Annotated in this window: 19 protein-coding genes and 1 pseudogene; 4 read left to right on the forward strand and 16 right to left on the reverse strand. The window is 72.0% G+C overall.

Annotated features, from left to right (window positions below):
* Nucleotides 1–2 precede the first annotated feature (2 nt).
* From LQ51_RS17305 to LQ51_RS17340, 8 genes are all read right to left on the reverse strand, one after another.
* On the reverse strand, nt 3–1,358 hold the full coding sequence (locus tag LQ51_RS17305; protein ID WP_046567035.1) for an ABC transporter permease: 1,356 nt from the start codon (nt 1,356–1,358) through the stop codon (nt 3–5).
* Nucleotides 1,355–3,028, reverse strand: coding sequence for an ABC transporter ATP-binding protein (locus LQ51_RS17310; protein ID WP_046567037.1), 1,674 nt, complete (start codon nt 3,026–3,028; stop codon nt 1,355–1,357). The genes LQ51_RS17305 and LQ51_RS17310 overlap by 4 nt, the downstream gene beginning before the upstream one ends.
* Nucleotides 3,029–3,180: 152 nt before the next feature.
* The gene (locus LQ51_RS17315; RefSeq protein WP_046567039.1) at nt 3,181–4,251 is read right to left on the reverse strand and encodes a BMP family lipoprotein; all 1,071 of its coding nucleotides are present in this window, start codon (nt 4,249–4,251) and stop codon (nt 3,181–3,183) included.
* Nucleotides 4,252–4,536: 285 nt separating this feature from the next.
* Nucleotides 4,537–4,878 (reverse strand): hypothetical protein, encoded by a 342-nt coding sequence (locus tag LQ51_RS17320; protein ID WP_046567088.1) that lies wholly within the window; start codon nt 4,876–4,878, stop codon nt 4,537–4,539.
* 175 nt (nt 4,879–5,053) lie between these two features.
* Nucleotides 5,054–6,916: a glycoside hydrolase family 13 protein gene (locus tag LQ51_RS17325; RefSeq protein WP_046567041.1), complete on the reverse strand. Its 1,863-nt coding sequence runs from the start codon at nt 6,914–6,916 to the stop codon at nt 5,054–5,056.
* A gap of 17 nt (nt 6,917–6,933) precedes the next feature.
* A complete protein-coding gene (locus LQ51_RS17330) occupies nt 6,934–7,845 on the reverse strand; it encodes a sugar ABC transporter permease (protein ID WP_046567043.1) in 912 nt (303 codons plus the stop codon).
* Nucleotides 7,842–9,485 carry an ABC transporter permease subunit gene (locus tag LQ51_RS17335; RefSeq protein WP_046567045.1) on the reverse strand — a complete coding sequence of 548 codons (1,644 nt, stop codon included), beginning with the start codon at nt 9,483–9,485 and terminating at the stop codon, nt 7,842–7,844. The genes LQ51_RS17330 and LQ51_RS17335 overlap by 4 nt, the downstream gene beginning before the upstream one ends.
* Nucleotides 9,485–10,735, reverse strand: a complete 1,251-nt coding sequence (locus LQ51_RS17340) for a sugar ABC transporter substrate-binding protein (RefSeq protein ID WP_046567046.1) — start codon at nt 10,733–10,735, stop codon at nt 9,485–9,487. The genes LQ51_RS17335 and LQ51_RS17340 overlap by 1 nt, the downstream gene beginning before the upstream one ends.
* Before the next feature lie 198 nt (nt 10,736–10,933).
* Here LQ51_RS17340 and LQ51_RS17345 point away from each other — a divergent pair.
* Nucleotides 10,934–11,980: pseudogene (locus LQ51_RS17345) on the forward strand (LacI family DNA-binding transcriptional regulator); the annotation flags it as partial.
* 843 nt (nt 11,981–12,823) lie between these two features.
* Nucleotides 12,824–14,458 carry a glycoside hydrolase family 13 protein gene (locus LQ51_RS17350; protein WP_046567049.1) on the forward strand — a complete coding sequence of 545 codons (1,635 nt, stop codon included), beginning with the start codon at nt 12,824–12,826 and terminating at the stop codon, nt 14,456–14,458.
* 282 nt (nt 14,459–14,740) lie between these two features.
* Here LQ51_RS17350 and LQ51_RS17355 read toward each other — a convergent pair whose 3' ends face one another.
* From LQ51_RS17355 to LQ51_RS17380, 6 genes are all read right to left on the reverse strand, one after another.
* Nucleotides 14,741–15,184, reverse strand: coding sequence for a hypothetical protein (locus tag LQ51_RS17355; RefSeq protein WP_046567050.1), 444 nt, complete (start codon nt 15,182–15,184; stop codon nt 14,741–14,743).
* A 74-nt stretch (nt 15,185–15,258) separates the two neighbouring features.
* Entirely contained in the window at nt 15,259–15,633 is a 375-nt protein-coding gene (locus LQ51_RS17360) for a GntR family transcriptional regulator (protein WP_046567051.1), read from the reverse strand.
* Entirely contained in the window at nt 15,630–16,565 is a 936-nt protein-coding gene (locus tag LQ51_RS17365) for a YihY/virulence factor BrkB family protein (RefSeq protein WP_046567053.1), read from the reverse strand. The genes LQ51_RS17360 and LQ51_RS17365 overlap by 4 nt, the downstream gene beginning before the upstream one ends.
* Nucleotides 16,566–16,618: 53 nt before the next feature.
* Complete coding sequence (locus LQ51_RS17370) at nt 16,619–17,188, reverse strand: 2'-5' RNA ligase family protein (RefSeq protein ID WP_046567056.1); 570 nt, start codon at nt 17,186–17,188, stop codon at nt 16,619–16,621.
* A 34-nt stretch (nt 17,189–17,222) separates the two neighbouring features.
* Nucleotides 17,223–18,248 carry a tryptophan--tRNA ligase gene (gene trpS, locus LQ51_RS17375; protein WP_046567058.1) on the reverse strand — a complete coding sequence of 342 codons (1,026 nt, stop codon included), beginning with the start codon at nt 18,246–18,248 and terminating at the stop codon, nt 17,223–17,225.
* A 33-nt stretch (nt 18,249–18,281) separates the two neighbouring features.
* A complete protein-coding gene (locus tag LQ51_RS17380) occupies nt 18,282–19,307 on the reverse strand; it encodes a hemolysin family protein (RefSeq protein WP_046567060.1) in 1,026 nt (341 codons plus the stop codon).
* A 225-nt stretch (nt 19,308–19,532) separates the two neighbouring features.
* Between LQ51_RS17380 and galE the strand changes: the two genes are divergently transcribed.
* Together galE and galK are read left to right on the forward strand one after the other, a co-directional pair.
* On the forward strand, nt 19,533–20,462 hold the full coding sequence (gene galE, locus LQ51_RS17385) for a UDP-glucose 4-epimerase GalE (RefSeq protein ID WP_231605785.1): 930 nt from the start codon (nt 19,533–19,535) through the stop codon (nt 20,460–20,462).
* The gene (gene galK / locus LQ51_RS17390; RefSeq protein ID WP_082159498.1) at nt 20,459–21,685 is read left to right on the forward strand and encodes a galactokinase; all 1,227 of its coding nucleotides are present in this window, start codon (nt 20,459–20,461) and stop codon (nt 21,683–21,685) included. Before galE ends, galK begins: the two co-directional genes overlap by 4 nt.
* Before the next feature lie 67 nt (nt 21,686–21,752).
* On the opposite strand, the gene cysN is transcribed toward galK, so the two are convergent.
* Both cysN and cysD read right to left on the reverse strand, forming a co-directional pair.
* Nucleotides 21,753–23,054 (reverse strand): sulfate adenylyltransferase subunit CysN, encoded by a 1,302-nt coding sequence (gene cysN, locus LQ51_RS17395; protein WP_046567065.1) that lies wholly within the window; start codon nt 23,052–23,054, stop codon nt 21,753–21,755.
* Nucleotides 23,054–23,965 carry a sulfate adenylyltransferase subunit CysD gene (gene cysD / locus LQ51_RS17400; protein ID WP_046567067.1) on the reverse strand — a complete coding sequence of 304 codons (912 nt, stop codon included), beginning with the start codon at nt 23,963–23,965 and terminating at the stop codon, nt 23,054–23,056. The genes cysN and cysD overlap by 1 nt, the downstream gene beginning before the upstream one ends.
* Nucleotides 23,966–24,018: the final 53 nt, after the last annotated feature.

Genomic DNA, 24,018 nt, shown 5'->3' on the forward strand with positions numbered 1-24,018 from the left:
GCTCACCAGCCCTTCGCGAGGCTCGTCTGCAGCCGGGCCGCGCGGGCCGCCCGGAGCTGGAAGATCGCCTTCACCATGGCCGGCGCGGCGATGAAGATGACGATCAGCGCCTGGAGCACGGTGACCAGCTCCAGCGAGATCCCGGAGTACGACTGCATCCGGTTGCCGCCGGCCTGCAGCGCGCCGAACAGCAGCGCGGCCAGCAGCACGCCCCAGGGCTTCACCCGGCCGAGCAGCGCGACCAGGATGCCGTCGAAGCCGATCTGCGCGATCACCAGCGGGGTGAGCGCGTTCGCGGTCGAGCCGAGCACCATGTTCGACCCGCCGAGCCCGGCCAGCAGCCCGGAGATCACCATGACCAGCACGTACGTCTTGGTGACGCTGATCCCGGCGGTCCGCGCGGCGTCCGGGTTCTCGCCGACCGCGCGCAGCTCGAAGCCGAGCGTCGAGCGGTTCAGCAGCCAGGCGATGAACCAGGTGGCCAGCACCGCGACCAGGATGCCGGCGTGCACCCGCAGGTCGGCGCCGAGCAGCCGGGGCAGCTGGGCGGAGGACTCGACCGGCTTGCTGATCGCGTCCGACCGGTTCGGGTTCTGCACCCCGCTCTGGATGATGATCCAGGACAGGAAGTAGACCGCCACGTAGTTGAGCATGATCGTGTTGATCACCTCGTGGGCGCCGGTGCGCGCCTTGAGGATGCCCGGGATGAAACCCCAGAGCGCGCCGCCCAGCGCGCCGGCGATCAGCGCGACCAGCAGGTGCACCCCGGGCGGCAGCGGCAGCGCGAAGCCGACCACGGCGGAGAGGATGACGCCGATGGTGGCCTGCCCCTGGGCGCCGATGTTGAACAGGCCGCCGCGGAAGGCGAGCGCCACCGCCAGGCCGGTGAAGACCAGCGGAGCGGTGTAGGTGAGCGTCTCCGAGATCGGGCTCAACGCGGCCGTGAAGCCGGACGCGTCCGGGTCGAAGATGGCGCCCTTAAACAGGTTCGCGTACGCCTCGCTGACCACCGTCCAGCTGGCGTTCAACGCGTCCGACGGGCGTGCCGTGATGTAGCTGTAGGTGCTCAGCACCTCGGGGTCGGACACGATGATCAGCACCGCGCCGACCAGCATCGCCAGCAGCACCGCGAGCACGGTCACGGTGACCGTGTTGGCCGCCCAGAGGTTGTCCAGGAAGAGCTTGCCCAGGGTGGGGCGGGATTCCTTCCCGGGGGCCGGAGTCGCGGCGGGCGGCACCGCGCGGTCGGGGTCGCCGGCGGGCGCGGTCGGGGTGGCCCGTGCCTCGCTGCGCGCCTCCTGCGCCTCGGTCGCCGGCTCCTTGTCCGGGGAGCCGGAGACCGGGTTCACGTCGCTCATGCCTCGTCCTCGTTGCCAGGGCCCTCGGGGGCCGGGGCCGCGGTGCCCTCGGTCGGGGTCGTGGTGCCGTCGGTCGGGCTCGTGGTGCCCTCGGTCGGGCTCGTGGTGGCGGCGTCCGGGGTGATGCCGGCCATCAGCAGGCCGATCTCCTCGCGCGGGGTGTCCGGGCCGACCACGCCGATGATCCGGCCCCGGTACATCACCGCGATCCGGTCGGCCAGGCCGATCACCTCGTCCAGCTCGCTGGAGACCACCATGACGGCGGTGCCGATGTCCCGCTCGCGGATGACCCGGCTGTGGATGAACTCGATCGAGCCGACGTCCACGCCCCGGGTGGGCTGGGCGGCGATGAAGAGCTTCAGCGGCCGGGACAGCTCCCGCGCCACGATCACCTTCTGCTGGTTGCCGCCGGAGAGGGTGCCGACCGCCGCGTCGGCCGAGGAGGTGCGGATGTCGAACTGCTCGATCCGTTCCTTCGCCGACTTCGCGATGGCGTCCGGCTTGAGCGACAGGCCCTTGCCGAACGGTGGCCGGTCGTAGATGTCCAGCACCAGGTTCTCCGCCACGGAGAACTCCTTGACCAGGCCGTCCACGCTGCGGTCCTCCGGGACGTACCCGACGCCGGCGCGGAGCACCTTCTTGGTCGACCAGCCGTGCACGGCCTGGCCGTCCAGGGTGACCGAGCCGGCGAGGACCGGGCGCAGCCCCATGATCGCCTCGATCAGCTCGGTCTGCCCGTTGCCCTGCACGCCCGCCACGCCGAGCACCTCACCGGCGTGCACGGTCAGGTCGACGCCGTCGACCGCGCGTACCTGCCGGTCGTCGTCGACGACCAGGCCGGCGACCTCGAGGACCGGTTTGCCCGGCTGGGCCGGCTGCTTGTCCACGGTCAGCCGGACGCTGCGTCCCACCATCAGCGCGGCCAGCTCGTCCCGGCTGGCGCTCGGCTCGGCGGTGCCGACGGTCTTCCCGCGCCGGATCACCGTGATCCGGTCGGCGATCGCCTTCACCTCGCCCAGCTTGTGGGTGATGAACACGATCGACTTGCCGGCCGCCTTGAGCGACCGCATGACCGCGAGCAGTTCCTCGGTCTCCTGCGGGGTCAGCACGGCGGTCGGCTCGTCGAGGATCAACAGGTCGACGTCGCGGGTGAGGGCCTTGACGATCTCCACCCGCTGCTGGATGCCGACCGGCAGGTCCTCGATCACCGCGTCCGGGTCGACCCGGAGGTTGTACCGCTCGGAGACCTCGGCCACCTCGCGCCGGGCCCGCCGGCGGTCCAGCAGACCGGTGAAGCGGCCCCGGACCTGCTCGGCGCCGAGCATGACGTTCTCCGCCACGGTGAAGACGGGCACCAGCATGAAGTGCTGGTGCACCATGCCGATGCCGGCCGCGATGGCGTCCGACGGGCCCTTCAGCTTCAGCGGCTTGCCGTCGACCAGGATCTCGCCCTCGTCGGGCTGGTAGAGCCCGTAGAGCACGTTCATCAGGGTCGACTTGCCGGCGCCGTTCTCGCCGAGCAGGGCATGGATCTCTCCAGGCTCCACCGTGAGGTCGATGTGGTCGTTGGCGACCAGATCACCGAACCGTTTGGTGATGCCGCGCAGTTCGAGTCTCAGCGCAACCTCCTGGAGTGCGAGCGATGGTGCAGCGTAGCGGCTGCCCGCCAGCCACCGCGCCGGGTGGGGTCAGTGGGGGATGAAGGTGGACCGGCCGCCCCGCCGTCCGCGGGGTGTCCCGCGTACGCCGAGGCGGCCGGATCGTCACTCCTGGCGCCCGCCGGCCCTCGCCGATGATTTCACCGCGCTGGCCGGCGGAGCGGTCACTTGGTCGGCTGGGCCTTCGAGGTGACCGTGATGGTGCCGGCGGAGATGTCCGCCTTGATCTTGTCGACCTCGGCCTTCAGGTCCGCCGGGACCTTGCTGTCGAAGTCGTGGTACGGGGCGATCGAGACGCCGTTGTTGGACAGCGTGCCGACGAAGCCCGGCTTGGCCTGGAGCTTCTCGCCACCGGCGGCCTTGAGCACGGCCTCCTTCACGGCGTCCGGGATGTTCTTGACGACCGTGGTGATCAGCGCCGGGCAGTTCGGGGTGCTCTCGCAGCCGTCGACGTCCACCCAGACGACCGAGTACTTGCCGTTCGAGGCCTGGGCCGCGGCGGTGGTGCCGAGGCCGGCGCCGCCGGCGACCGGCATGATGATGTCCGCACCCTGGGCGACCAGCGCGTCGGAGACCTTCTTGCCCTCGTCCTGCTTGACGAAGTCGTTGGTGAAGGAGCCCTTCTGGGTGGCCTTGTCCCAGCCCAGCACCTGGACGTTCTTGCTCTTGGCCTTGTTGTAGTACGCCACGCCGTCGGCGAAGCCGTCCATGAAGATGGTGACCGGCGGGATCGGCAGACCACCGTAGGTGCCGACCTTGCCGCTCTTGCTCATCCCGGCGGCCAGGTAACCGGCCTGGAAGGCGGCCTGCGCGGTGTCGAACTGCATCGGGTAGATGTTGTCCACGCCCGGGTCCGCGTCGACGATGCCGAACTGCTGGTTCGGGTTCGCCGTGGCGATCTTCTTGGTGGCGTCCGACATCAGGCCACCGACGGCCAGGATGAAGTCGCACTTCTGGTTGACGAACCCGGTCAGGTTGACCTCGTAGTCCGCCTCGGCCTTCGACTGGACGTTCTTGATGTCGATGCTGTCGTTCTCCTTCTGCGCCTCCTGCAGGCCCTTCCAGGCGGAGGTGTTGAAGGACTTGTCATCGATGCCGCCGACGTCGGTCACCATGCAGGCGCTGAACTTCTTGCCGCCGGTGCCGCCGGCGTTCTTGTCGTCCTCGGGAGCCTCACCACATGCGGCGGCGCCCAGCACGAGGCCACCCGCCACGATGGCGGAGGCGATCCGCATCCCACGCACAGAGCGCAAGACGTCTCCTTCCCATTGCACACCGCGTCGTGCGCGGTGGCAGCCCTTGCGCCGGCCTGCGGTGTGCCGCCGGCGTCCCACGTTACGGACGGGAGCGTACGCCCGCGCCCACCCACCGGCCGACAATCGTGCACGACTGTTGAACGGTCGTTACCCCTACGTAACCCTTGCGTGGGGCACGTCACTAATCGTGCCGAGCGGCATGCGCGGTGGTGTCGCGAACGTCTGTTTCCCGAGCTTCCCCGAGCTTCCCCGCTGCCGGGCGAACTAACGCCAGAACACCGCGACGGCGGCGTTGAGCAGCGTCAACCCGATGATCGCGAGGAAGTGGCCGCGGTTCACGCTCTCCCGCTTACGGGAGAAGAAGACCATGACGAAGATGATCAGCGCGAGCACCAACTTGGTAACAAGTTTGGCGGGGGCCGGCTCGTCGCCGTCGCGCAGCGGGGCGGACAGGCCGATACCGGTGAGGATCTGGATCACCGCGCCCCAGAGCATGGCGGCGTTGATCCGCAGCCGGCCGGTGACGTACTGGGCGATCGCACCACCGAGCAGCAGCGCGAAACCGACCAGATGGACGTAGAGAAGAATCAGTCGAAGAGCTTCCACGCGGCCCATCCTCCCCCATCAACGACGCTCCGTAGTAGCCACCCCGCTGACCTGCCGTCATACCGTGACCTGCCCCGCGCCGGCTTCCCCGCCCTCCGCGCGCTGACGCCGGACGCCGCGGCAGGCACGGCGACCGCGACCGAACGGGATGCGGACCGGCGGGATCGCCGGGCGGTCAGCTCAGGCGCCAGACCTGGAAGGTGGGGCCGTCGCCGGGGATGGTCACCGCGCCGTCGGCGTCCGGACGAAGCGCGGGCGCGCCGCCGTACCCGTTGTCGCCGGCCGGCAGGCCGGTCAGCCGCACCGGGGCGCCAGCCGCGCGCCGGGCCAGCACCAGCACCGTGCCGGTCGGCGCCTCCCGGAGGAAGACCAGGGTGTCGGCGTCGGCGTGCACCCAGCGCAGGCCGCCGTGCCGCAGCGCCGGCTCCGCGCGGCGCAGCGCCAGCAACGCCCGGTACGCCGCGAAGGTCCGCCGGTCCCAGCTCTCCGGCCGGTGCCAGGGCATCGGGGTACGCGAGCCCTCCCCGTTGCCGCCGGTCAGCCCCAGCTCGTCGCCCGCGAAGACCACCGGAGTCCCCGGCATGGTGGCCAGCAGCCCGGCGGCCACCTCCTGGCGGGCCGCGTCGCCCACCACGGTCCGGATCCGGGCCGAGTCGTGCGAGCCGAGCAGCTGCCACGAGTGCGTGTACGACCGCCAGGAGATCAGCGACCGGTAGGCGTTCATGGTGGCCAACACCGCGCCCCCGGCCCGCCGCCGCACCCCGCCCGGGGTGCCGAGGAAGTTCGGCACCCGGTCGTCGCCGTGGCGCAGCCAGGACCAGACCGGATCGGTGAAGCCCACGTAGTTCATGGTCCCGTGCCAGCCGTCCCGGTCCAAGTCACCGGTGTGGTCGTGGCCGTGCTCGGCGAGCAGCAGCGCGTCCGGTCGGGTCTCGGCGACCACCTGACGCAGCAGCCGCGCCACCTCGTGGGTGTAGGCGTCCGCGCCTCGCCGGCCGGTCATGTTCGCCACGTCCACCCGCCAGCCGTCCAGCCCGTACGGCGGGCGCAGCCAGTGGCGCAGCGGCGAGTCCTCGGCGGTGGCGAAGCGCCGGCGCAGCTCGGCACTGCCCCAGTTGAGCTTCGGCAGCGACCTGACCCCGTGCCACGACTCGTAGTCCGCGGGCTCCTGGTCACCCTGCGGCGCCGGACGCGCCGAGCTGGGGTTGCCGACGCCGGCCCGGTCGAAGTAGTACAGCTCCCGCTCGGGCGCGTGCAGGTCCGAGACGGCGGCCGTGAACCAGTGGTGGGCGTCACCGGTGTGGTTGCTGGTGATGTCGCCGAGCAGCCGCCAGCCCCGGGCGTGCACCGCGTCGGCCAGCCGGGCCAGGGCGGCGTCCCCGCCGAGCAGCGGGTCGACCGTGTCGAAGCTCGCCGCGTCGTACCGGTGGTTGGAGCGGGCCGGGAAGATCGGAGTGAGGTAGACGGTGTTCACGCCGAGCCGGTCCAGGTGGTCCAGCCGCTCGGTGATCCCGTCGAGGTCGCCGCCGTAGAACTGGCGGGGCGTCGCCGGGCCGCGCCCGATCACCGGGGTGTCCCAGTCGCAGGGGATGGCCCAGTCCGGCGCGGGCCGGCCGTCCGCGGCGGCGGAGCGGGCGAACCGGTCCGGGAAGATCTGGTAGATCACCGCGTCCCGGGCCCAGGCCGGCGGCGGCGGGTAGCTGACCAGCTTGAAGTCCCCGTGGTCGGGCACGTCGTGGTCGATCAGGCCGGCCGCGTTCAGCCAGCGGGCGCCCCGGCGGCCGTCGAGCAGGAACCGGTAGCTGCTGACCGGGTTACGGACCTCGACGTCGGCCCGCCACCACACGTCACCGCCCCCGGTACGGTCCACGACGGCCTCGGCGAAGCGCGGCTCACCGTCGCCGGTGGTCCGCACGTACACCTGTCGGACGCCGGCGCCGGCCGGCACCCGGACGAAGACCGGGACGGTCTGCCCGAGCACCGGCGCCTGCTCCGGCACGTAGCCGGCGGACCCATCGTGGTGCGGCTGGAGCGACATGGGCCGGGTCGTTCCGCTCAGCCCTTGACCGCCCCGGCGGTGAGGCCGGAGACGATGTAGCGCTGGAGGAACTGGAACACCAGCACCGTGGGGATCGCGGTGAGCAGGGTCGCCGCCGCGAAGATCCCGAAGTTGGCGTTGCGCTCGTTGCCCTGGAGCATGCCGTACATACCGACCGCGAGGGTCTTCGAGTTGGTGCTGGTGAGGAACACGTTCGCCATCAGGAACTCGTTGATCGTGCCGATGAACGCCAACAGGCCGGTCACCGCCAGGATCGGCGCGACCAGCGGCAACATGATCCGGAAGAACACCTGGGCGTGGCTTGCGCCGTCCATGGTCGCCGACTCGTCCAGCTCCCGCGGGAGCGTGTCGAAGAAGCCCTTCATCAGCCAGGTGTTCACGCCGAGCGCGCCACCCATATACAGAAGCAGCAGGCCCCATGGGGTGTTGAAGCCGATCCCGGGCCACAGGTCGGTCACCGTGGCGAAGATCAGGAAGATCGCCACGATCGCCAGGAACTGCGGGAACATCTGGATCAGCAGCAGCGAGAGCAGCCCGACCCGGCGACCCCGGAAGCGCATCCGGGAGAAGGCGTACGCGGCCAGCGCGGAGAGGAAGATCGACGCGAAGGACGCGACCCCGGCGATCAGCAGCGAGTTCAGGAACCAGTGCGCGAACGCGGTCCGCTGGAACAGCTCGCCGAAGTTGCCGAAGGTCACCCCGGCGGTCGGCACCAGCTCGGTGGACGACAGCGTGCCCAACGGGTTGAGCGCCGCGGAGAGCACGAACACGATCGGGAAGAGGCTGAACAGCACCCCGAGCACGGCGACGAGGTGTCGCCAGCCGACCTGGGTCAGCCAGCGGTTGCCCCGCCGCCGGGCGGTACCGGCCCGGTTCCCCGTGGCCGGGACCGCGGTGGGCGTGGTCACGAGTACACCTCCTCCTGCTTACGGGTGCGCCGGAAGCTCACGGCGGACACCACCGCGACGATCGTGAAGATGAGCAGCGAGATCGCCGCCGCGAACCCGAACTCCGCGCCCTGTGCGCCGAACGCCAGCCGGTACGTGTAGGTGATCAGTAGATCGGTCGCGCCGTTCGTCGGGTTGTCCGCCGGGAACGGCGCGCCCTCGGTGGTCAGGTAGATCGCGTTGAAGTTGTTGAAGTTGTACGCGAACGACGAGATCAGCAGCGGGGAGAGCGCGACCAGCAGCAACGGCAGGGTGACCGCCCGGAAGGACTGCCACGGGGACGCGCCGTCGACCGAGGTCGCCTCGGTCAGCTCGCGTGGGATCGCCTGCAGCGCACCCGTGGTGACCAGGAACATGTACGGATAGCCGAGCCACAGCTGCACGAGAATCACCGCGAAGCGGGCGGTCCAGCTTCCGCCGAACCAGTCGACGCCCAGCCCGAACAGGTTGTTGACCAGGCCGAAGTCGGTGTTGAACAGGTCCCGCCAGACCAACAGCATCGCGAATGACGGCATGGCGTAGGGCAGGATCAGCAGCACCCGGTAGAGGTTGCTTCCCCGCATCCGCGGCGAGTGCAGGGCCAGCGCGATCAGCATGCCGAGGAGGAACGTCCCGCCGGTGGACGCGATCGCGAAGGCGAAGTTCCAGACCAGCGTGCCGAGGAACGGCCCGGAGATGGTGTCGTCGGTGAGCACCCGGCTGAAGTTCTGCAACCCGACGTTGACCTTCCAGCCCTGGGTGAGGCGCTCCCCGTCGGCGGCGACGAACGCGCCGGCCTGCGCGTCCGCGGTCCAGGTCCGGCCGGTCTCGCTGTCCTTGACGCAGTCGCACCCGGCGTCGTACGCCCGCACGGCCCGGCCCTCGTAGGCCCGGGTGAGACCGTTGGAGCGGATCGCGCCCCCGGCGGTCGGCACGACCAGATCGGTGATCTCCTTGCTCCGGACGCTGGCCTGGCCGATGTTCAGCACGGTGTAGCCGTCGGCGGCGGTGACCTTGCCGGTGAGGCTGCTGCTCTCCACCTGACCGGGGTCGAGCCGGCGCAGGCCACCCGCGTCGCCGGCGAAGACCTCCTTGGTCTTCGGGTCGCCGAGCAGGAAGACCAGCGCGCCGGTGGTCGGGTCGCCCTGGGTCGCGATGGAGAGGGAGTACTGGGCGGAGCCGGGCACCTGCTTCACCGAGGAGGTCTGGATGGCGACGATGGCGTCGTCCTTGCTGCCGCGGTGCCCGTCGCCGAAGTTCGTGAAGGCGGTGCTCGCCGTGTAGAGCACCGGGAAGACCTGGAAGGCGATCAGGAAGATCGTGCCGGGGACCAGATACTTGGCCGGGATGTGCCGCCGACCGAGGTAGAGGTAGCCGAGGCCGGCCGTGGTGGCGGCGAGGATGCCCAGCCCGACCCAGTGCTCGGCCGCCACGAGCGGGAACGCCGCCCAGATCGCGATCCCGGCCACCAGGCCGAGCAGGACCACCTTGACGGCGAGGCCGGTCGCGGTGATCGGCGCGTGGTTCCGCGCGGTACGGGACGTGCGCGGGAGCCCGCGGCGAACGGGCCCCCGGCCCGGGGCCTGCTGAGCAGGCCCCGAGCCGGACAGCGACGTGCTCATTACTTGATCTGGCCCGCGATGGTCTTGCCCGCGGCGGTGATCGTCTTGGCCGGGTCGGCGCCACCGATGACGGCGGCCTCCGCCTTGCCGAACGGGTCCCAGATCGCGGCCATGGCCGGGATCGCCGGGAGCACCTGGCCGTTCTTGCCGGCCTCGAGCCACTTGGCCAGGTCCGGGTCCTCGCTCTTGACCTGGTCGAAGGCGGCGGTCAGCGCCGGCGGGCGCGGCTCGGCCCGGTACAGCGCGACGGCCAGCTCGGGCTTGGTCACGTAGTTGGTGACGAACTCCTGGGCGAGCGCCTTGTTCTTGCCCTTGGCGGCGACGTAGAACGCCTGCACGCCGACGAACGGCGCGGCCTCCTTGCCGCCGGCGAAGCCGGGGACCGGGGAGATGTCGTAGGCGATGTTGGCCTTCTTGGCGTCGGCGACGGCCCACGGGCCGGAGACCAGGAAGGCGCACTTCTTGCCGGTGAAGGTGGCGATGGAGTTCTCGCCGGTGATGGAGCGCTTGAGCGCGCCGTCGCCCTTCTCACCGAGCTTCGCGATCTTCTGGAAGGCGGCGATCGACTCCGGCTTGCCCACGCCGAGGTCCTTCGGGTCGTAGTCGCCGTTGGCCGTGGTGCCGAAGAGGTAACCGCCGCCCGAGGCGTACAGCGGGTAGACGTGGTACGCGTCGCCGTTCTGGCCGGCCTGGAGGCAGAGGATTTCCTGGACCTTCTTCTGGGCCTTGAGCTTCTTGCCGGTCTGGACCAGTTCCTCGATCGTCTTCGGCGCCTCGGGGGCCAGCGCGGTGTTGCGCAGCAGCGCGACGTTCTCGGTGGCGTAGGGCACGCCGTAGAGCTGGCCGTTGAACGTGACCGCCTTGATCGCGGTCTCGTTGAACGCGCTCTTCTGCTCGGCGGCGAGCTGCACCGGGTCGATGGCGCCGTTCTGGACCATGTTGCCGATCCAGTCGTGCGCGCCGACCACGACGTCCGGGCCGCTGCCCTGCTGCGACGCGGTGACGAAGTTGGTCTGCAGGTCCTTGGAGACGGCCTGGACCTCGACGGTCACGCCGTTCTCCTTGCCGAACTCGTCGGCGAACGGCTTCAGCGCGGCGGCCCGTTTGTCGTCGGCCCAGATGACCAGTTTGCCGCCGGCCGCCTTGGCGGACTCCTTGGCGGCCGGCTTGTCGCTGTCGCTGCCACCGCAGCCGGACGCGGCGAGCGCCAGGCCGAGGACGGCGACCACACCCGCGGTACGGATGCGCATCGGTACTCCTGTCGTCATGGCGGCCCGCCGAGGGAAGGACGGCTCGCCAGTGGGAAGCTCGGAAAGTTCTTGCTGATCGGCGCGGGGAATTTGCGCCGCCGGTCTCGCATGTTGCGGGGACGTTAGCAAGACGTTGCAGGGAATGGAAGGGCTTGCAGGGGCGTACGCAAGAACTTGCCGGTGAGTTACAGTGCCGCCATGCGCGCTCGACTGTCCGACATCGCCCAACAGGCCGAAGTCAGCGAGGCCACGGTGTCGCGGGTGCTCAACGACCGCCCCGGCGTGGCCCCCGAAACCCGGCAGGCCGTCCTGACCGCCCTCGACGTGCTCGGCTACGAGCGCCCCGCCCGGCTGCGCAAGCGCAGTGCCGGGCTGGTCGGACTGGTGGTCCCGGAGCTGGACAACCCGATCTTCCCGGCCTTCGCCCAGATCATCGAGTCGACGCTGGCGCAGAGCGGGTTCACCCCGGTGCTCTGCACCCAGACCCCCGGCGGCGTCACCGAGGACGAGTACGTGGAGATGCTGCTGGACCGGCAGGTCTCCGGGATCGTCTTCGTCTCCGGCCTGCACGCCGACACCGCCGCCAACCACGACCGGTACCGCGCGCTGATCGCCCGCCCGCTGCCGATCGTCATGATCAACGGGTACGTCGGTGGCATCGCGGCGCCCTTCGTCTCCTGCGACGACCGGGAGGCCGCCGAGCTGGCCGTGGCGCACCTGGTGGCGCTCGGACACCGCCGGATCGGCCTGATCACCGGGCCGGACCGGTTCGTGCCGGTGCAGCGCAAGGTGGCCGGCTTCCGGTCCGCCATGACCCGCCTGGTCGGCGCGACCGAGGCCGAGATCGACGCGCTGGCCGAGCTCTCCCTCTTCGGCGTCGAGGGCGGCGAGGCCGCCGCCGGCCGGCTCATCGAGCGCGGGGTCACCGGCCTGGTCTGCGGCTCCGACCTGATGGCGCTCGGCGCCATCCGCGCCGCCCGCCAGCGCGGCCTCGCCGTCCCCGGCGACATCTCGGTCGTCGGGTACGACGACTCCCCGCTGATCGCCTTCACCGATCCGCCGCTGACCACCATGCGCCAGCCGGTCGCCGCGATGGCGGTGGCCGCGGTCCGCGCGCTGGTCGACGAGATCAACGGGCACGCCGCCCCGAACTCCGAATACCTGTTCCGCCCGGAACTCGTGGTACGCGGCTCGACGGCGGTGGTCCGCCCGGCCGAACCCACCCCGACCAGCGGCCCGGCGGAAACCAGCCCCGCCAGCGGCCCATCAGGAACCGACCCGGCCAGCGGCCCGTCAGGAACCGGCCCGGCCAGCGGCCCGTCAGGAACCGGCCCGACCGGCCGCCCGGCGGGTGGCCCGCGGCGGCAACGCCCGACCACCCCCTCCCTGGCCGTACCAGCCTGACCCCGCCCTGCCCGCCAGCCCTCGCCCCGCCAGCCATCGCCCGCCGTCCCTCGCCCCGCCAGCCCACTGCACCCGGCTGAGCCCTCACACCCGACCGCGCCCGGGTCCACCGACTGCCGGCCGTCGCTTCACATGATCGACTCTGAATGCCGCAATCCGGCCCATCCGGTCGGCGGGATGGCACGAGATGCCGCAACCTGGCCCATCCACCCGCAGCGGGATGGCCCGTGATCCACTCCGGATGCGGCAACTCGGCCCTTCCGACCAGGAGGAGGGCACAAGATGCCGCGACCTGGCCCTTCCCCGCGGCGGGAGGGAGCGAGATGCCGCGAAGCGGCTGGGGCTTCCGAAGGACGGGACCCGAGACCGGAGACGGGACGGGACGCGAGACGCGGGACGGGACCCGCGACCGGAGACGGGACGCGAGACGCGGGACGGGACCCACGACCGGAGACGGGACGGGACGCGGGACGCGGGACGCGGGACCCGAGACGCGGGACCCGAGACGCGGGACGGGACGCGGGACGGACGCGGGTGGAACGGCGCCCGGGCGGAGCGCCTTCTTCTTGCGCAAGGAATGCTTGACTCTTGCAGTGCTCGGCCGGCATTCTGCTCAGACACCCGCGTCCCGCGTACCCCTGCGGGACGCCGCCGTCTGATGCCAGAGAACGGGGATCGTCACCGATGACCGCCGCCACCCCTCCCTCGCCGCCGACCGCCGACAACGACTGGTGGCGCTCCGCGGTCGTCTACCAGGTCTACGTCCGCAGCTTCGCCGACGCGAACGGCGACGGCGTCGGTGACCTGGCGGGGATCCGGCAGCGGCTGCCGTACCTGCGGGAACTCGGGGTGGACGCACTCTGGCTGACCCCCTTCTACACCTCACCCCAGGTCGACGCCGGCTACGACGTCGCCGACTACCGGGACGTGGATCCGCTCTTCGGCAACCTGGCCGACTTCGACGCGATGATCACCGACGCGCACGCGCTGGGCCTGCGGATCATCGTGGACCTGGTACCCAACCACACTTCCAGCGCGCACCCGTGGTTCGTCGCGGCGCTCGCGGCCGGCCCGGGCTCCCCCGAGCGGTCCCGCTACCTGTTCGCCGATGGCCGGGGCGAGCAGGGCGAGTTGCCACCCAACGACTGGGAGAGCATCTTCGGCGGTACGGCCTGGACCCGGGTGCCGGACGGGCAGTGGTACCTGCACCTGTTCGACCCGGCCCAGCCCGACCTGAACTGGCGCCACCCGGAGGTACGCGCCGAGTTCGAGGACATCCTGCGGTTCTGGCTCGACCGGGGCGTGGACGGTTTCCGGATCGACGTGGCCCACGGAATGATCAAGGCCGAAGGGCTGCCGGACGTCGGCTTCAACTCGATGACCACCGGCCGGCGCCAGTCGGAACTGCTCGGCAAGGGCCGGCTGCCGTACTTCGACCAGGACGAGGTGCACGAGATCTACCGCGCCTGGCGGCCGATCCTGGACAGCTACCCGGGCGGCCGGATGGCGGTGGCCGAGGCGTGGGCCGAGACTCCGCAGCGGCTGGCCCGCTACATCGGCCCGGACGAGCTGCACCAGGCGTTCAGCTTCGACTTCCTCGACGCCACCTGGTCGGCCGACTCGTTCCGCAAGGTCATCGACACCGCGCTGGCCGAGTCGACCATCGTCGGCGCCCCGACCACCTGGGTGCTCTCCAACCACGACCGGCAGCGGCACGTCACCCGGTACGGCGACGGCGAGGTCGGTCTGCGCCGGGCCCGGGCCGCCGCCCTGCTGATGCTCGCCCTGCCCGGCTGCGCGTACGTCTACCAGGGCGAGGAGCTGGGCCTGCCGGAGGTGCTCGACCTTCCCGACGGGCTGCGGCAGGACCCGGCGTTCCTGCGTACCGGGGAGAGCCGGGACGGCTGCCGGGTGCCGATCCCGTGGGGCGGCGAGCTGGCCCCGTACGGCTTCGGTCCGGCGGGCAGCGAACTGAGCTGGCTGCCGGCCCCGGCGACCTGGCGCGGCCTCTCGGTCGCGGCCCAGGCCGGCGTGCCCGGCTCGACGCTGGAGCTCTACCGGACCGCCCTGCGGGTCCGGCACGAGCACCCGGCGCTGGCCGGCACCGACGGCATCAGCTGGCTGGAGACCGAGCCGGGCGTGCTGGCGTTCCGCCGCACCGCCGGGAACACCGAGCTGACCTGTGTGGTCAACATCAGCGGCGCGGCGGCCACGATCATCGGCTACGGCCGGCCGGTGGTCGCCAGCGCCGGCCTCACCGAGCGGGGCGACGGGCACGTCCTGCCGGTGGACGCGGCTGCGTGGTTCGAACGGCGCTGAGCCGGGTAACCCGCCAATGACCTGGTCGTCCGTTGTGCCCCGCGCCGACGGGCGGCTGGGCTGCCGACCCCTTGTGGTGGGGGGTGAGGTGGCGCCGGCCCCTCGGGGATCTCGATCTCCGGGGGGTCGGTGTCCATCTGGGACCGTGCGGTACGACGGGGGATGACCGCACGCGTGGCGCGGCACGCCCCTCGACGCCGGCGACCTCGATCCGATGGCCCGGTTCTGGTCGGCCGCCCTCGGCTGCCGGGTCCGACCGGGCGGCGACGGCAGCCCTGACGCTCAGGCGCCCCGGGCGGCGAGCAGCGTGGCGATCCGCGCGAAGCCGGCGTGGACCTCCTCGGCGCTGGGCGGGTTCGCCGGCTGCGGTTCCGGTTCCCGCTCGGCGGCCAACTCCAGTTCCTCGTCGATGACGTCCTCGAAGTCGCCGTACAGGTCCGCCTCGTCGAGCCGGGCCGCCTCGTCCTCGGCGGCGAGTTGCGCGGCGGCGATCTCGCTGCGGATCTCCTCCGGGGTCAGCGCCGGCACCAGCGGCTCCACCACCGCCATCAGCTGCTCCTCGGCGACCACCGCCTCGGCCAGGGCGAGCGCGTGGGGCCGCTCGTACGGGCCGCAGACGACGGGCTCCCACTCGTCGCCGTCGCCCAGCGGGCCGAAGGTGATGATCCACGGCAGGCCGAGCATCGGCGAGTCGTCCGGCAGGTCCAGTGTCACGAGTGCGCCCACCGGCCCATCATGGTCGTTCCCGGCGCGGGCGCGGGCCGCATTGCCCCCAAGTCCCTCCGCTCCGGCGGTCACTCCTAACCGGGCGTACCGGCGTTCAGCGCCGCACGGACCAGGGCGAGGGCGCGGTCCGGCGGTACGCCCAGCCGGGCCGCCTCGGCGGCGTACCCGGCGGCCGCCCGGTGCAGGCGGTCGGTGGCGTCGTCCCGCCCCGGGGCCACCATGGTCCCGTGCCGCCCCCGGGTCTGCACCAGCCCGGCGGACTCCAGTTCCCGGTACGCCCGGGCCACCGTGTTCACCGCCAGGCCGAGGTCGGCGGCGAGCTGCCGGACCGCGGGCAGCCGGGTGCCGACGGGCAGCCGCCCGTCCCCGATCATGCCGGCGAGCTGCCCGCGCACCTGCTCGTACGGGGGCACCGCCGAGTCGGCGTCGATCCTGATCCGGCTGCTCATCCCGCTCCTCCCGGTGTGCCCGGTTCGGTCTCCTCGTCGATCTCGACGTCCACCTCCCGCGCGCTGGCGCCCTCGGCCAGGTCCACCACCCGGCCGTACCGGCTGGTGGCGGCCAACGCCGCGCCGAAGAGCACCAACTGGTTGAGCAGGTAGAGGTAGAGCAGCAGGCCGACCGCGGTGGTCACCACCGTGTACGCCGGGTTCCGCTCGGTGCGGACCACGTAGTAGCGGCCCACCGTGTTGAGCAGGGTGATACCGACCGCGACCAGCAGCACCACCGGCCGCAGCCGGCGCCGGCTCATCCGCAGCCGGGGCACCGCCACCAGCAGCGCCACCGCGAGCACCGCGTTGACCAGCACGCTGAGCACCGCGCTGACCGTGGTGAGGCCGACCGAGCCGGTGCTGCGCAGCAGGAACCGCAGCAGCGACTCCAGCGCGTCCACGGCGGCCACCGACACCCCGAGCAGCACGAAGACCGCGACCAGTACGCCCAGGTCGACCAGGCGGCGGACCACCAGGTTGCCGGGCTGCTGGTTGAGCCCGTACATGAGCCGTTGCGAGGAGCGGATCGCCTCCACCCAGCCGATCCCGGTCACCACCAGGATGATCAGACCGACCACCCCGACGGTGTTGCTGCTCTCGGCGATCTGCTGCGGGTCGAGGAACGGCAGGTTCCCGGCCAGGAAGTCCGCGGCCGCCTCGCTGACCTCGGCGTTGTCCTGCAGGATCGTGCCGAAGATCCAGTACGCGACCAGGGCGAGCGCGAACACCGCGAAGAAGCCGTAGTAGGCGATCGCGGCGGCCAGCCGCCCGGCCAGCAGGTCGGCGTAGAGGGTGCCGGCCCGCCACAGGTGGTCGAAGGTCGGCCACCGGCCCCGCGCCGCGTCGATCCGGCGGCCCAGCGCGCTCTCGATCCGGCCGAGCAGGTTCACCCCGTCATCCTCGCCGATCCGTGGGGAACGCGGTGGCCAGCGGCGCGCTCAGCTCAACCGCCGAGCCGGAAGTCGCGGCGGGGCTGCCACCGGGTGGCTCCGCTGTGCGAGAAGAGGGTGAAGGCTTCGACCTCGAACAGCGCCGAGAAGTCCGCCAGGTCCTCGTACGCCTTGTCCAGCACCTCCGGCGGGACGTCCTGCGCCACGGTGACGTGCGGGTGGTACGGGAAGCGCGCCTCCCGGTGCAGTTCGGGCGCCGCGTTGATGGCCGCGGCGAGCACCTCGCACTCGCTGATCCCGGCCGCGACCGTCACGAAGACCACCTGGGTGACCGGCCGGAACGTGCCGGTGCCCCGCAGGTGCAGGGTGAACGGCAGGTGGGTGGCGGCCACCCGGGCCAGGTGCTCCTCGACGGCGGGCAGGGCGCTCACCGGGATCTCGGTCGGCCCGAGCAGGGTGACGTGGGCGGGGACGGCCTGCGGGTCACCGGCCTCGATCCGGCGGCGGGTGAGCAGCCCGCCCCACGGTTCGGGGATGTCCACCGCGATCCCGATCTGGATGGTGTCGCCGGCGTCCGGCGCTCCGTCCCTGCCAGCCACGCTCCGCGCCACCCTTCCGGCCACCGACTGCGCACACCCTCTCCGACGCGCGGGTCCGCTAAGCGGACCGGACCGGCGGGAAGAAGCCGACCCGCTCGTAGACGGTGGCCAGCGTCGCCGCGGCGACCGCCCGGGCCTTCTCCGCCCCCTGGGCGAGCAGCTTGTCCAGCTGCGCCGGGTCGTCCAGGTAGCCGCGGGTGCGCTGCTGGATGGGGGTGACGAAGTCCCGGACCAGTTCGCCGAGGTCCTTCTTGAGGTCGCCGTAACCCTTGCCGTCGTACGCGGCGACCAGGTCGTCGATGCTCCGTCCGGAGAGCGCCGAGTAGATGGTCAGCAGGTTGGACACGCCGGGCTTGCCTTCGGCGTCGAAGACGATCTCGCGGCCGGTGTCGGTGACCGCGGAGCGGATCTTCTTGGCCGAGCGGGCCGGCTCCTCGAGCAGGTCGATGATGCCGGCCGGCGAGGAGGACGACTTCGACATCTTGGCCGTCGGGTCCTGCAGATCGGTGATCTTGGCGGTGTCCTTGACGATGTGCGGCGCGGGCACGGTGAAGGTCGGCCCGAACAGCGAGTTGAACCGCTGCGCCAGGTCCCGGGAGAGCTCCAGGTGCTGCCGCTGGTCCTCGCCGACCGGCACCGCGTGCGCCTGGTAGAGCAGGATGTCGGCGGCCTGCAGGACCGGGTACGTGAAGAGGCCGACGCTGGCCCGCTCGCTGCCCTGCTTCTGCGCCTTGTCCTTGAACTGGGTCATCCGGTTCGCCTCGCCGAACCCGGTGATGCAGCCGAGCACCCAGGCCAGCTGCGGGTGCTCGGGCACCTGCGACTGGACGAACAGGGTGCTGCGTTCCGGGTCGAGGCCCAGGCCGAACAGCTGCGCCGCGGCGACCCGGCTGCGCTGCTTGAGCAGCTTCGGGTCGTGGCCGGCGGTGATGGCGTGCAGGTCCACCACGCAGTAGAAGGCGTCGTGGCTGTCCTGCAGGGCCACCCAGTGCCGCAGCGCGCCGAGGTAGTTGCCGAGGTGGAACGAGTCGGCCGTCGGCTGGATGCCGGAGAAGACGCGCGGGCGGGCGGGTACGTCGGACATGCCGGCAATTCTGTCAGCAAGCCCCGGCGCGCGTCATGACGGGCCGGCGGGTCGATTGTCGGCGGTCATGACCGGCGCGTACGGCTCACGCCGCTGCTCCGGCACGCGGGCGGCGGAGACCGCGAGGCGGGCCACCCGCCGCCCCTCCAGGGCGAGTACCCGCAGCAGCCACCCGCCCGGCGGGTCGTCCGGATCGGGCCGGCCGGCGTCCGGCGTGACCGGGGAGACCGGCACCTCGTCGCCGGTGACGGGCAGCCGGCCCAGGGCGGCCATCACGAAGCCACCGACCGTCTCGTACGGGCCGGCGGGCAGCGGCACCCCGGTCCGCTCGGCGAAGTCGGCCAGGTTGAGCCGGCCGTCCACCACGGCGGGCAGGCCGGCGGGGGCCGGTTCGGGCGGGACGGCGTCCTCGTCGTGGATCTCGCCGACCAGCTCCTCCACCAGGTCCTCGCAGGTGACGATGCCGGCGGTGCCGCCGTACTCGTCGACGACCACGGCGAGGTGGTGGCCTTCCCGGCGCATCTCGGTGAGCGCGGCGAGCACCCGTTTGCTGCCGGGCAGCCGCTTCACCTCGCGGGTCAGCTCGCCCACCGTGGCGCACCGGTCGCGCTCGGGGCGCAGCAGCACGTCGCGCAGGTGGAGGAAGCCGACCACGTCGTCGTGGGTGCCGTCGACCACCGGGTAGCGGGTGTGCGTCTCGGCCCGGACCAGGCGTTCGGCCTCGGCCACGGTGAGCCCGGCGGAGAGGAAGACCACCTCGGTGCGGGGCACCATCACCTCGCGGACCAGGCGGGCGCCGGCCACCAGCACCTCGTCGATGATCCGGCGCTCGTCGGGGTCGAGGAGGGTGTTCGCGGCCACCAGGTCGCGCAGTTCGGCCTCGGTGATCCGTTCCCGGCCGGCGGTCGGGCTGGCCCCGAGCAGGTCGGTGACCAGGCGGGTCGCCCCGTCGGCGGCGCGGACCAGGAGCCGGGCGACGGTCCGGGCGACGGGGCCGGGTTCGCGCCGTGGCCGCCCCGACGCTCGGCGCCGGAGCCCGGGACCACCTGCCTCCCGCATGGGTTGGATGGTAGACAGCCCTCGCCGCCCGAGCCGGCCGATGTTCGGATCTGTTCAATCATGGCGGAACGTGGTGGGATGGCGGTGGTGCACTGGCAGCCCTGGCGCGACGGCCACCATAGGGTGATCAAGGACGGCCGCCGCCGCGGCGGCCAGGCGGGAGGAAGCGACGTGAAACTGCTCGTCACCGGCGGTGCGGGCTACATCGGCAGCGTGGTGACCCGGATGCTGCTCGACGAGGGCCACGACGTCACCGTCCTGGACGACCTGCGCACCGGACACCGGGCGGCCCTCGCCCCCGACGCCACCCACGTCGACCTGCCGATCCACGAGGCCGCCCGGGTGCTCGCCCCGGACGCCGGCTTCGACGGCGTGCTGCACTTCGCCGCGCTGATCGCCGCCGGCGAGTCGATGGTCAAGCCGGAGCTCTACTGGCGGGCCAACACCATCGGGTCGCTCGCCCTGCTCGACGCCGTCCGCGCCGCCCGGGTGCCCCGGCTGGTCTTCTCCTCCACCGCCGCGGTCTACGGCAACCCCACCGAGCTGCCCATCCCGGAGACCGCCGTGAAGGCCCCCACCAACACGTACGGGGCCACCAAGCTGGCCGTCGACATGGCGCTCACCTCCGAGGCGATCGCGCACGGCCTGGGCGCGGTCTCGCTGCGCTACTTCAACGTCGCCGGGGCGTACCGGCACGGCGGGGGGACCATCGGCGAGCGGCACGACCCGGAGACCCACCTGATCCCGCTCGCCCTCGAGGTGGCCGCCGGCCGGCGCGACAAGCTCCAGCTCTTCGGCGACGACTACCCCACCGTCGACGGCACCTGCGTTCGCGACTACATCCACGTCGAGGACCTGGCCCGGGCCCATCTGCTGGCGCTGGGCGCCGCCACCCCGGGCCAGCACCGGATCTACAACCTGGGCAACGGCAACGGCTTCACCAACCGGCAGGTGATCGAGGTGGTCCGGGAGGTCACCGGCCACCCGGTGCCGGTCGAGATGGCCCCGCGCCGCGAAGGTGACCCCGCCGAGCTGGTCGCCTCCGCCGCGCTGGCCCGCGACGAGCTGGGCTGGGTGCCGGGCAAGCCGACGCTGCAGGACATGGTCGGCGACGCCTGGGCGTTCTACCGCGAGCACGTCCTGGAACAAGCGTGAGCGCGCGGAGCGAGGAGCGAGCCGGGCCTGCGAGCCCGCAGCCGCGGACGGCGGCCGGCACGGCGAGCGCCGACGTCGCGGCCCGCGCCACCACGGGCTTCCGGCAGCGGTACGGCGCCGAGCCGGCGGGCCGCTGGGCGGCTCCCGGCCGGGTCAACCTGATCGGCGAACACACCGACTACAACGACGGCTTCGTGCTCCCCTTCGCGCTGCCGATGCGTACCGTCGTCGCCGCGGCGCCTCGCGACGAGCCGCGCTGGACGGTCTGGTCGGAGCTGGACGACGAGCCGGTGGGGTTCGGGCCGGAGGAGGCCGACGAGCCCGGTCGGGTGCCCGGCTGGGCCGCCTACGTGGCCGGCGTGGTGTGGGCGCTGCGCGCCGCCGGCCAGCCGGTCCCCGGCGCCCGGCTCGCGGTCGCCTCGGACGTGCCGGTCGGCTCCGGGCTCTCCTCGTCGGCGGCGATCGAGTCCGCGGTGCTGGCCGCCCTGGTCGACCTGGGCAACCTGGACCTGCCCGCCGAGCGGTGGCCCCGGCTCGCCCAGCACGCCGAGAACGACTACGTCGGCGCGCCCACCGGGATCATGGACCAGTCGGCGGTGATCCGGGGCCGGGCCGGGCACGCCCTCTTCCTGGACTGCCGCACCGAGCAGGTCGACCAGATCCCGTTCGACCTGGACGCCGCCGGGCTGGCCGTGCTGGTGGTCGACAGCCGCGCCCCGCACCGGCACGCCGACGGCGAGTACGCCTCCCGCCGCCGGTCCTGCGAGGAGGCGGCGCGGATCCTCGGCGTGCCCGCCCTGCGGGACGTCGATCCGGCCGACCTCGACGCGGCGCTGGCGAAACTGCCCGACGACGAGACCCGCCGCCGGGTCCGGCACGTGGTCACCGAGGACCAGCGGGTGCTCGACACGGTCGCGCTGCTGCGCGCCGGCCGGGTCGGGGAGATCGGGCCTCTGCTGACCGCCTCGCACGCGTCGATGCGCGACGACTTCGAGATCACCGTGCCCGAGATCGACACCGCGGTCGAGGCGGCGCTGGCCGCCGGGGCGTACGGGGCCCGGATGACCGGCGGTGGCTTCGGCGGCTGCGTGCTGGCCCTGGTCGACGCGTCCGCCGCCGACGCGGTGGCGGACGCCGTGGCCGCCGCGTACGCCGAGCGCGGCTTCGCCGCCCCGGCCACCCGTGCCGTGCACCCCACCGGCGGCGTCACCCGCCTCGACTGAACGGCGGCGGCCCTGGCCGACCCGCGCCGGGTTGACCAGGGCCGCCGCCGGACACCGGGGTGGGGCCTCAGCCCATCTCGACGATCATGCCGGCGCCGACCGTCCGGTTGGTGGCCTCGTCGATGATCACGAAGCCGCCGGTGGTGCGGTTCCGCCGGTACTCGTCGGCGAGGAGCGGCACGGTGGTCCGCAGCCGGACCCGGCCGATCTCGTTGAGCTTCAGCTCGCCGGCCGCGTCGTCGCGGTGCAGCGAGTTGATGTCCAGCCGGTAGTGCAGCCCGCGCACGATGGCCCGCGCCGAGCGGGTGGTGTGCTTGATCGCGTACTTGCCGCCGATCTGCAACGGGCGGGTCTCGTCCATCCAGCAGACCATCGCCTCGATGTCCTGCGCGACGGCCGGGGCGTTGTTCGGCCGGCAGATCAGGTCGCCCCGGGAGATGTCGATCTCGTCGGTCAACCGGACCGTCACCGACATCGGCGGGAACGCCTCGGCCACCGGGCCGTCGGCCGTCTCGACCGAGGCGATCCGGCTGGTGAACCCGGACGGCAGCACCATCACCTCGTCGCCCGGCTTGAGCACGCCCGAGGCCACCTGGCCCGCGTACCCCCGGTAGTCGGTGACCGTGGTGGACTGCGGGCGGATCACGTACTGCACCGGGAACCGCACGTCGACCAGGTTGCGGTCGCTGGCGATGTGCACCCGCTCCAGGTGGTGCAGCAGCGACGGGCCCTCGTACCAGGGCATGTTCTCCGACCGGGAGACGATGTTGTCGCCCTTGAGCGCGGAGATCGGCACCACGGTCAGGTCCGGCACGTCGAGCTTCGCGGCGAACGCGGTGAACTCGTCGGAGATCCGCTCGAACACCTCCTCCGACCAGTCGACCAGGTCCATCTTGTTCACGCAGAGGACCAGGTGCGGCACCCGCAGCAGCGAGCAGAGGAACGCGTGCCGGCGGGACTGCTCCACCAGGCCCTTGCGGGCGTCCACCAGGATCAGCGCCAGGTCGGCGGTGGACGCGCCGGTCACCATGTTCCGGGTGTACTGGATGTGCCCGGGGGTGTCCGCGATGATGAACTTGCGCCGCGGCGTGGCGAAGTACCGGTACGCCACGTCGATGGTGATGCCCTGCTCCCGCTCCGCCCGCAGGCCGTCGGTGAGCAGCGCCAGGTTGGTGTACTCGTCGCCCCGGGCCGCGCTGACCGCCTCGACCGCGGCGAGCTGGTCGGTGAAGAGCGACTTCGTGTCGTACAGCAGCCGGCCGATCAGGGTCGACTTGCCGTCGTCGACGCTGCCGGCGGTGGCGAACCGCAGCAGGTCCATCGGGCGTGCCGTCTCACTGTCGGCCTGGGCCAGAGCCTCGACGCTCATCAGAAGTAGCCCTCCCGCTTGCGGTCCTCCATGGCGGCCTCGCTGACCCGGTCGTCGCCGCGGGTCGCGCCGCGCTCGGTGATCCGGGTGGCGGCCACCTCCTCGATCACCTTTTCCACGGTGTCGGCGTCGGACCGGACCGCCGCGGTGCAGGAGGCGTCGCCCACGGTCCGGTAGCGCACCTGCGCCTTGAACCGCTCCTCGCCCGCCTTGGGTCGGATGAACTCGTTGACCGCGTAGAGCATGCCGTCCCGCTCGATCACCTCGCGCTCGTGCGCGTAGTAGATCGACGGCAGTGGGATCCGCTCCCGGGCGATGTAGTGCCAGACATCCAGCTCGGTCCAGTTGGACAGCGGGAAGACCCGGATCGACTCGCCCGGGTGGTGCCGGCCGTTGTAGAGCGACCACAGCTCGGGGCGCTGGTTCTTCGGATCCCACTGGCCGAATTCGTCGCGGAAACTGAACACCCGCTCCTTGGCGCGGGCCTTCTCCTCGTCCCGCCGGGCGCCGCCGAAGAGCGCGTCGAAGCGATGCTTCTCCACCGCGTCCAGCAGCACCGGGGTCTGGATCCGGTTGCGCATCCCGTCCGCCGACTCCCGGACCAGCCCGGCCGCCAGCGCCTCCGGCACGCTCGCCACGATCAGGTGCAGGCCCAGCTCGGCGACCCGCTGGTCCCGGTACTCGATGACCTCGGGAAAGTTGTGCCCGGTGTCGACGTGCATGACCGGGAACGGGATGTTGGCCGGGGCGAACGCCTTCTGCGCCAGCCGCAGCATCACGATCGAGTCCTTGCCGCCGGAGAAGAGCAGCACCGGCCGCTCCATCTCGGCGACGACCTCGCGCATCACGAAGATGCTCTCCGCCTCGAGCGCGTCGAGGTGCGAGACCTGGTACGCCGCCGGGGACGTCATGACAGGTGTCCGTTCATCGAATTCCAGACCTTTCCGGTCGGACTCGTCAAGAA

Source organism: Micromonospora sp. HK10 (assembly GCF_000982955.1).
Taxonomy (GTDB): domain Bacteria; phylum Actinomycetota; class Actinomycetes; order Mycobacteriales; family Micromonosporaceae; genus Micromonospora.

Coding starts and splice junctions, on each gene's coding strand:
- LQ51_RS17305 (WP_046567035.1), bottom strand. CDS start 1,358: ATGAGCGACGTGAACCCGGTCTCCGGCTCCCCGGACAAGGAGCCGGCG.
- LQ51_RS17315 (WP_046567039.1), bottom strand. CDS start 4,251: ATGCGGATCGCCTCCGCCATCGTGGCGGGTGGCCTCGTGCTGGGCGCC.
- LQ51_RS17325 (WP_046567041.1), bottom strand. CDS start 6,916: ATGTCGCTCCAGCCGCACCACGATGGGTCCGCCGGCTACGTGCCGGAG.
- LQ51_RS17335 (WP_046567045.1), bottom strand. CDS start 9,485: ATGAGCACGTCGCTGTCCGGCTCGGGGCCTGCTCAGCAGGCCCCGGGC.
- LQ51_RS17340 (WP_046567046.1), bottom strand. CDS start 10,735: ATGCGCATCCGTACCGCGGGTGTGGTCGCCGTCCTCGGCCTGGCGCTC.
- LQ51_RS17350 (WP_046567049.1), top strand. CDS start 12,824: ATGACCGCCGCCACCCCTCCCTCGCCGCCGACCGCCGACAACGACTGG.
- LQ51_RS17360 (WP_046567051.1), bottom strand. CDS start 15,633: ATGAGCAGCCGGATCAGGATCGACGCCGACTCGGCGGTGCCCCCGTAC.
- trpS (WP_046567058.1), bottom strand. CDS start 18,248: ATGTCCGACGTACCCGCCCGCCCGCGCGTCTTCTCCGGCATCCAGCCG.
- LQ51_RS17380 (WP_046567060.1), bottom strand. CDS start 19,307: ATGCGGGAGGCAGGTGGTCCCGGGCTCCGGCGCCGAGCGTCGGGGCGG.
- galE (WP_231605785.1), top strand. CDS start 19,533: ATGCTGCTCGACGAGGGCCACGACGTCACCGTCCTGGACGACCTGCGC.
- cysN (WP_046567065.1), bottom strand. CDS start 23,054: ATGAGCGTCGAGGCTCTGGCCCAGGCCGACAGTGAGACGGCACGCCCG.
- cysD (WP_046567067.1), bottom strand. CDS start 23,965: ATGACGTCCCCGGCGGCGTACCAGGTCTCGCACCTCGACGCGCTCGAG.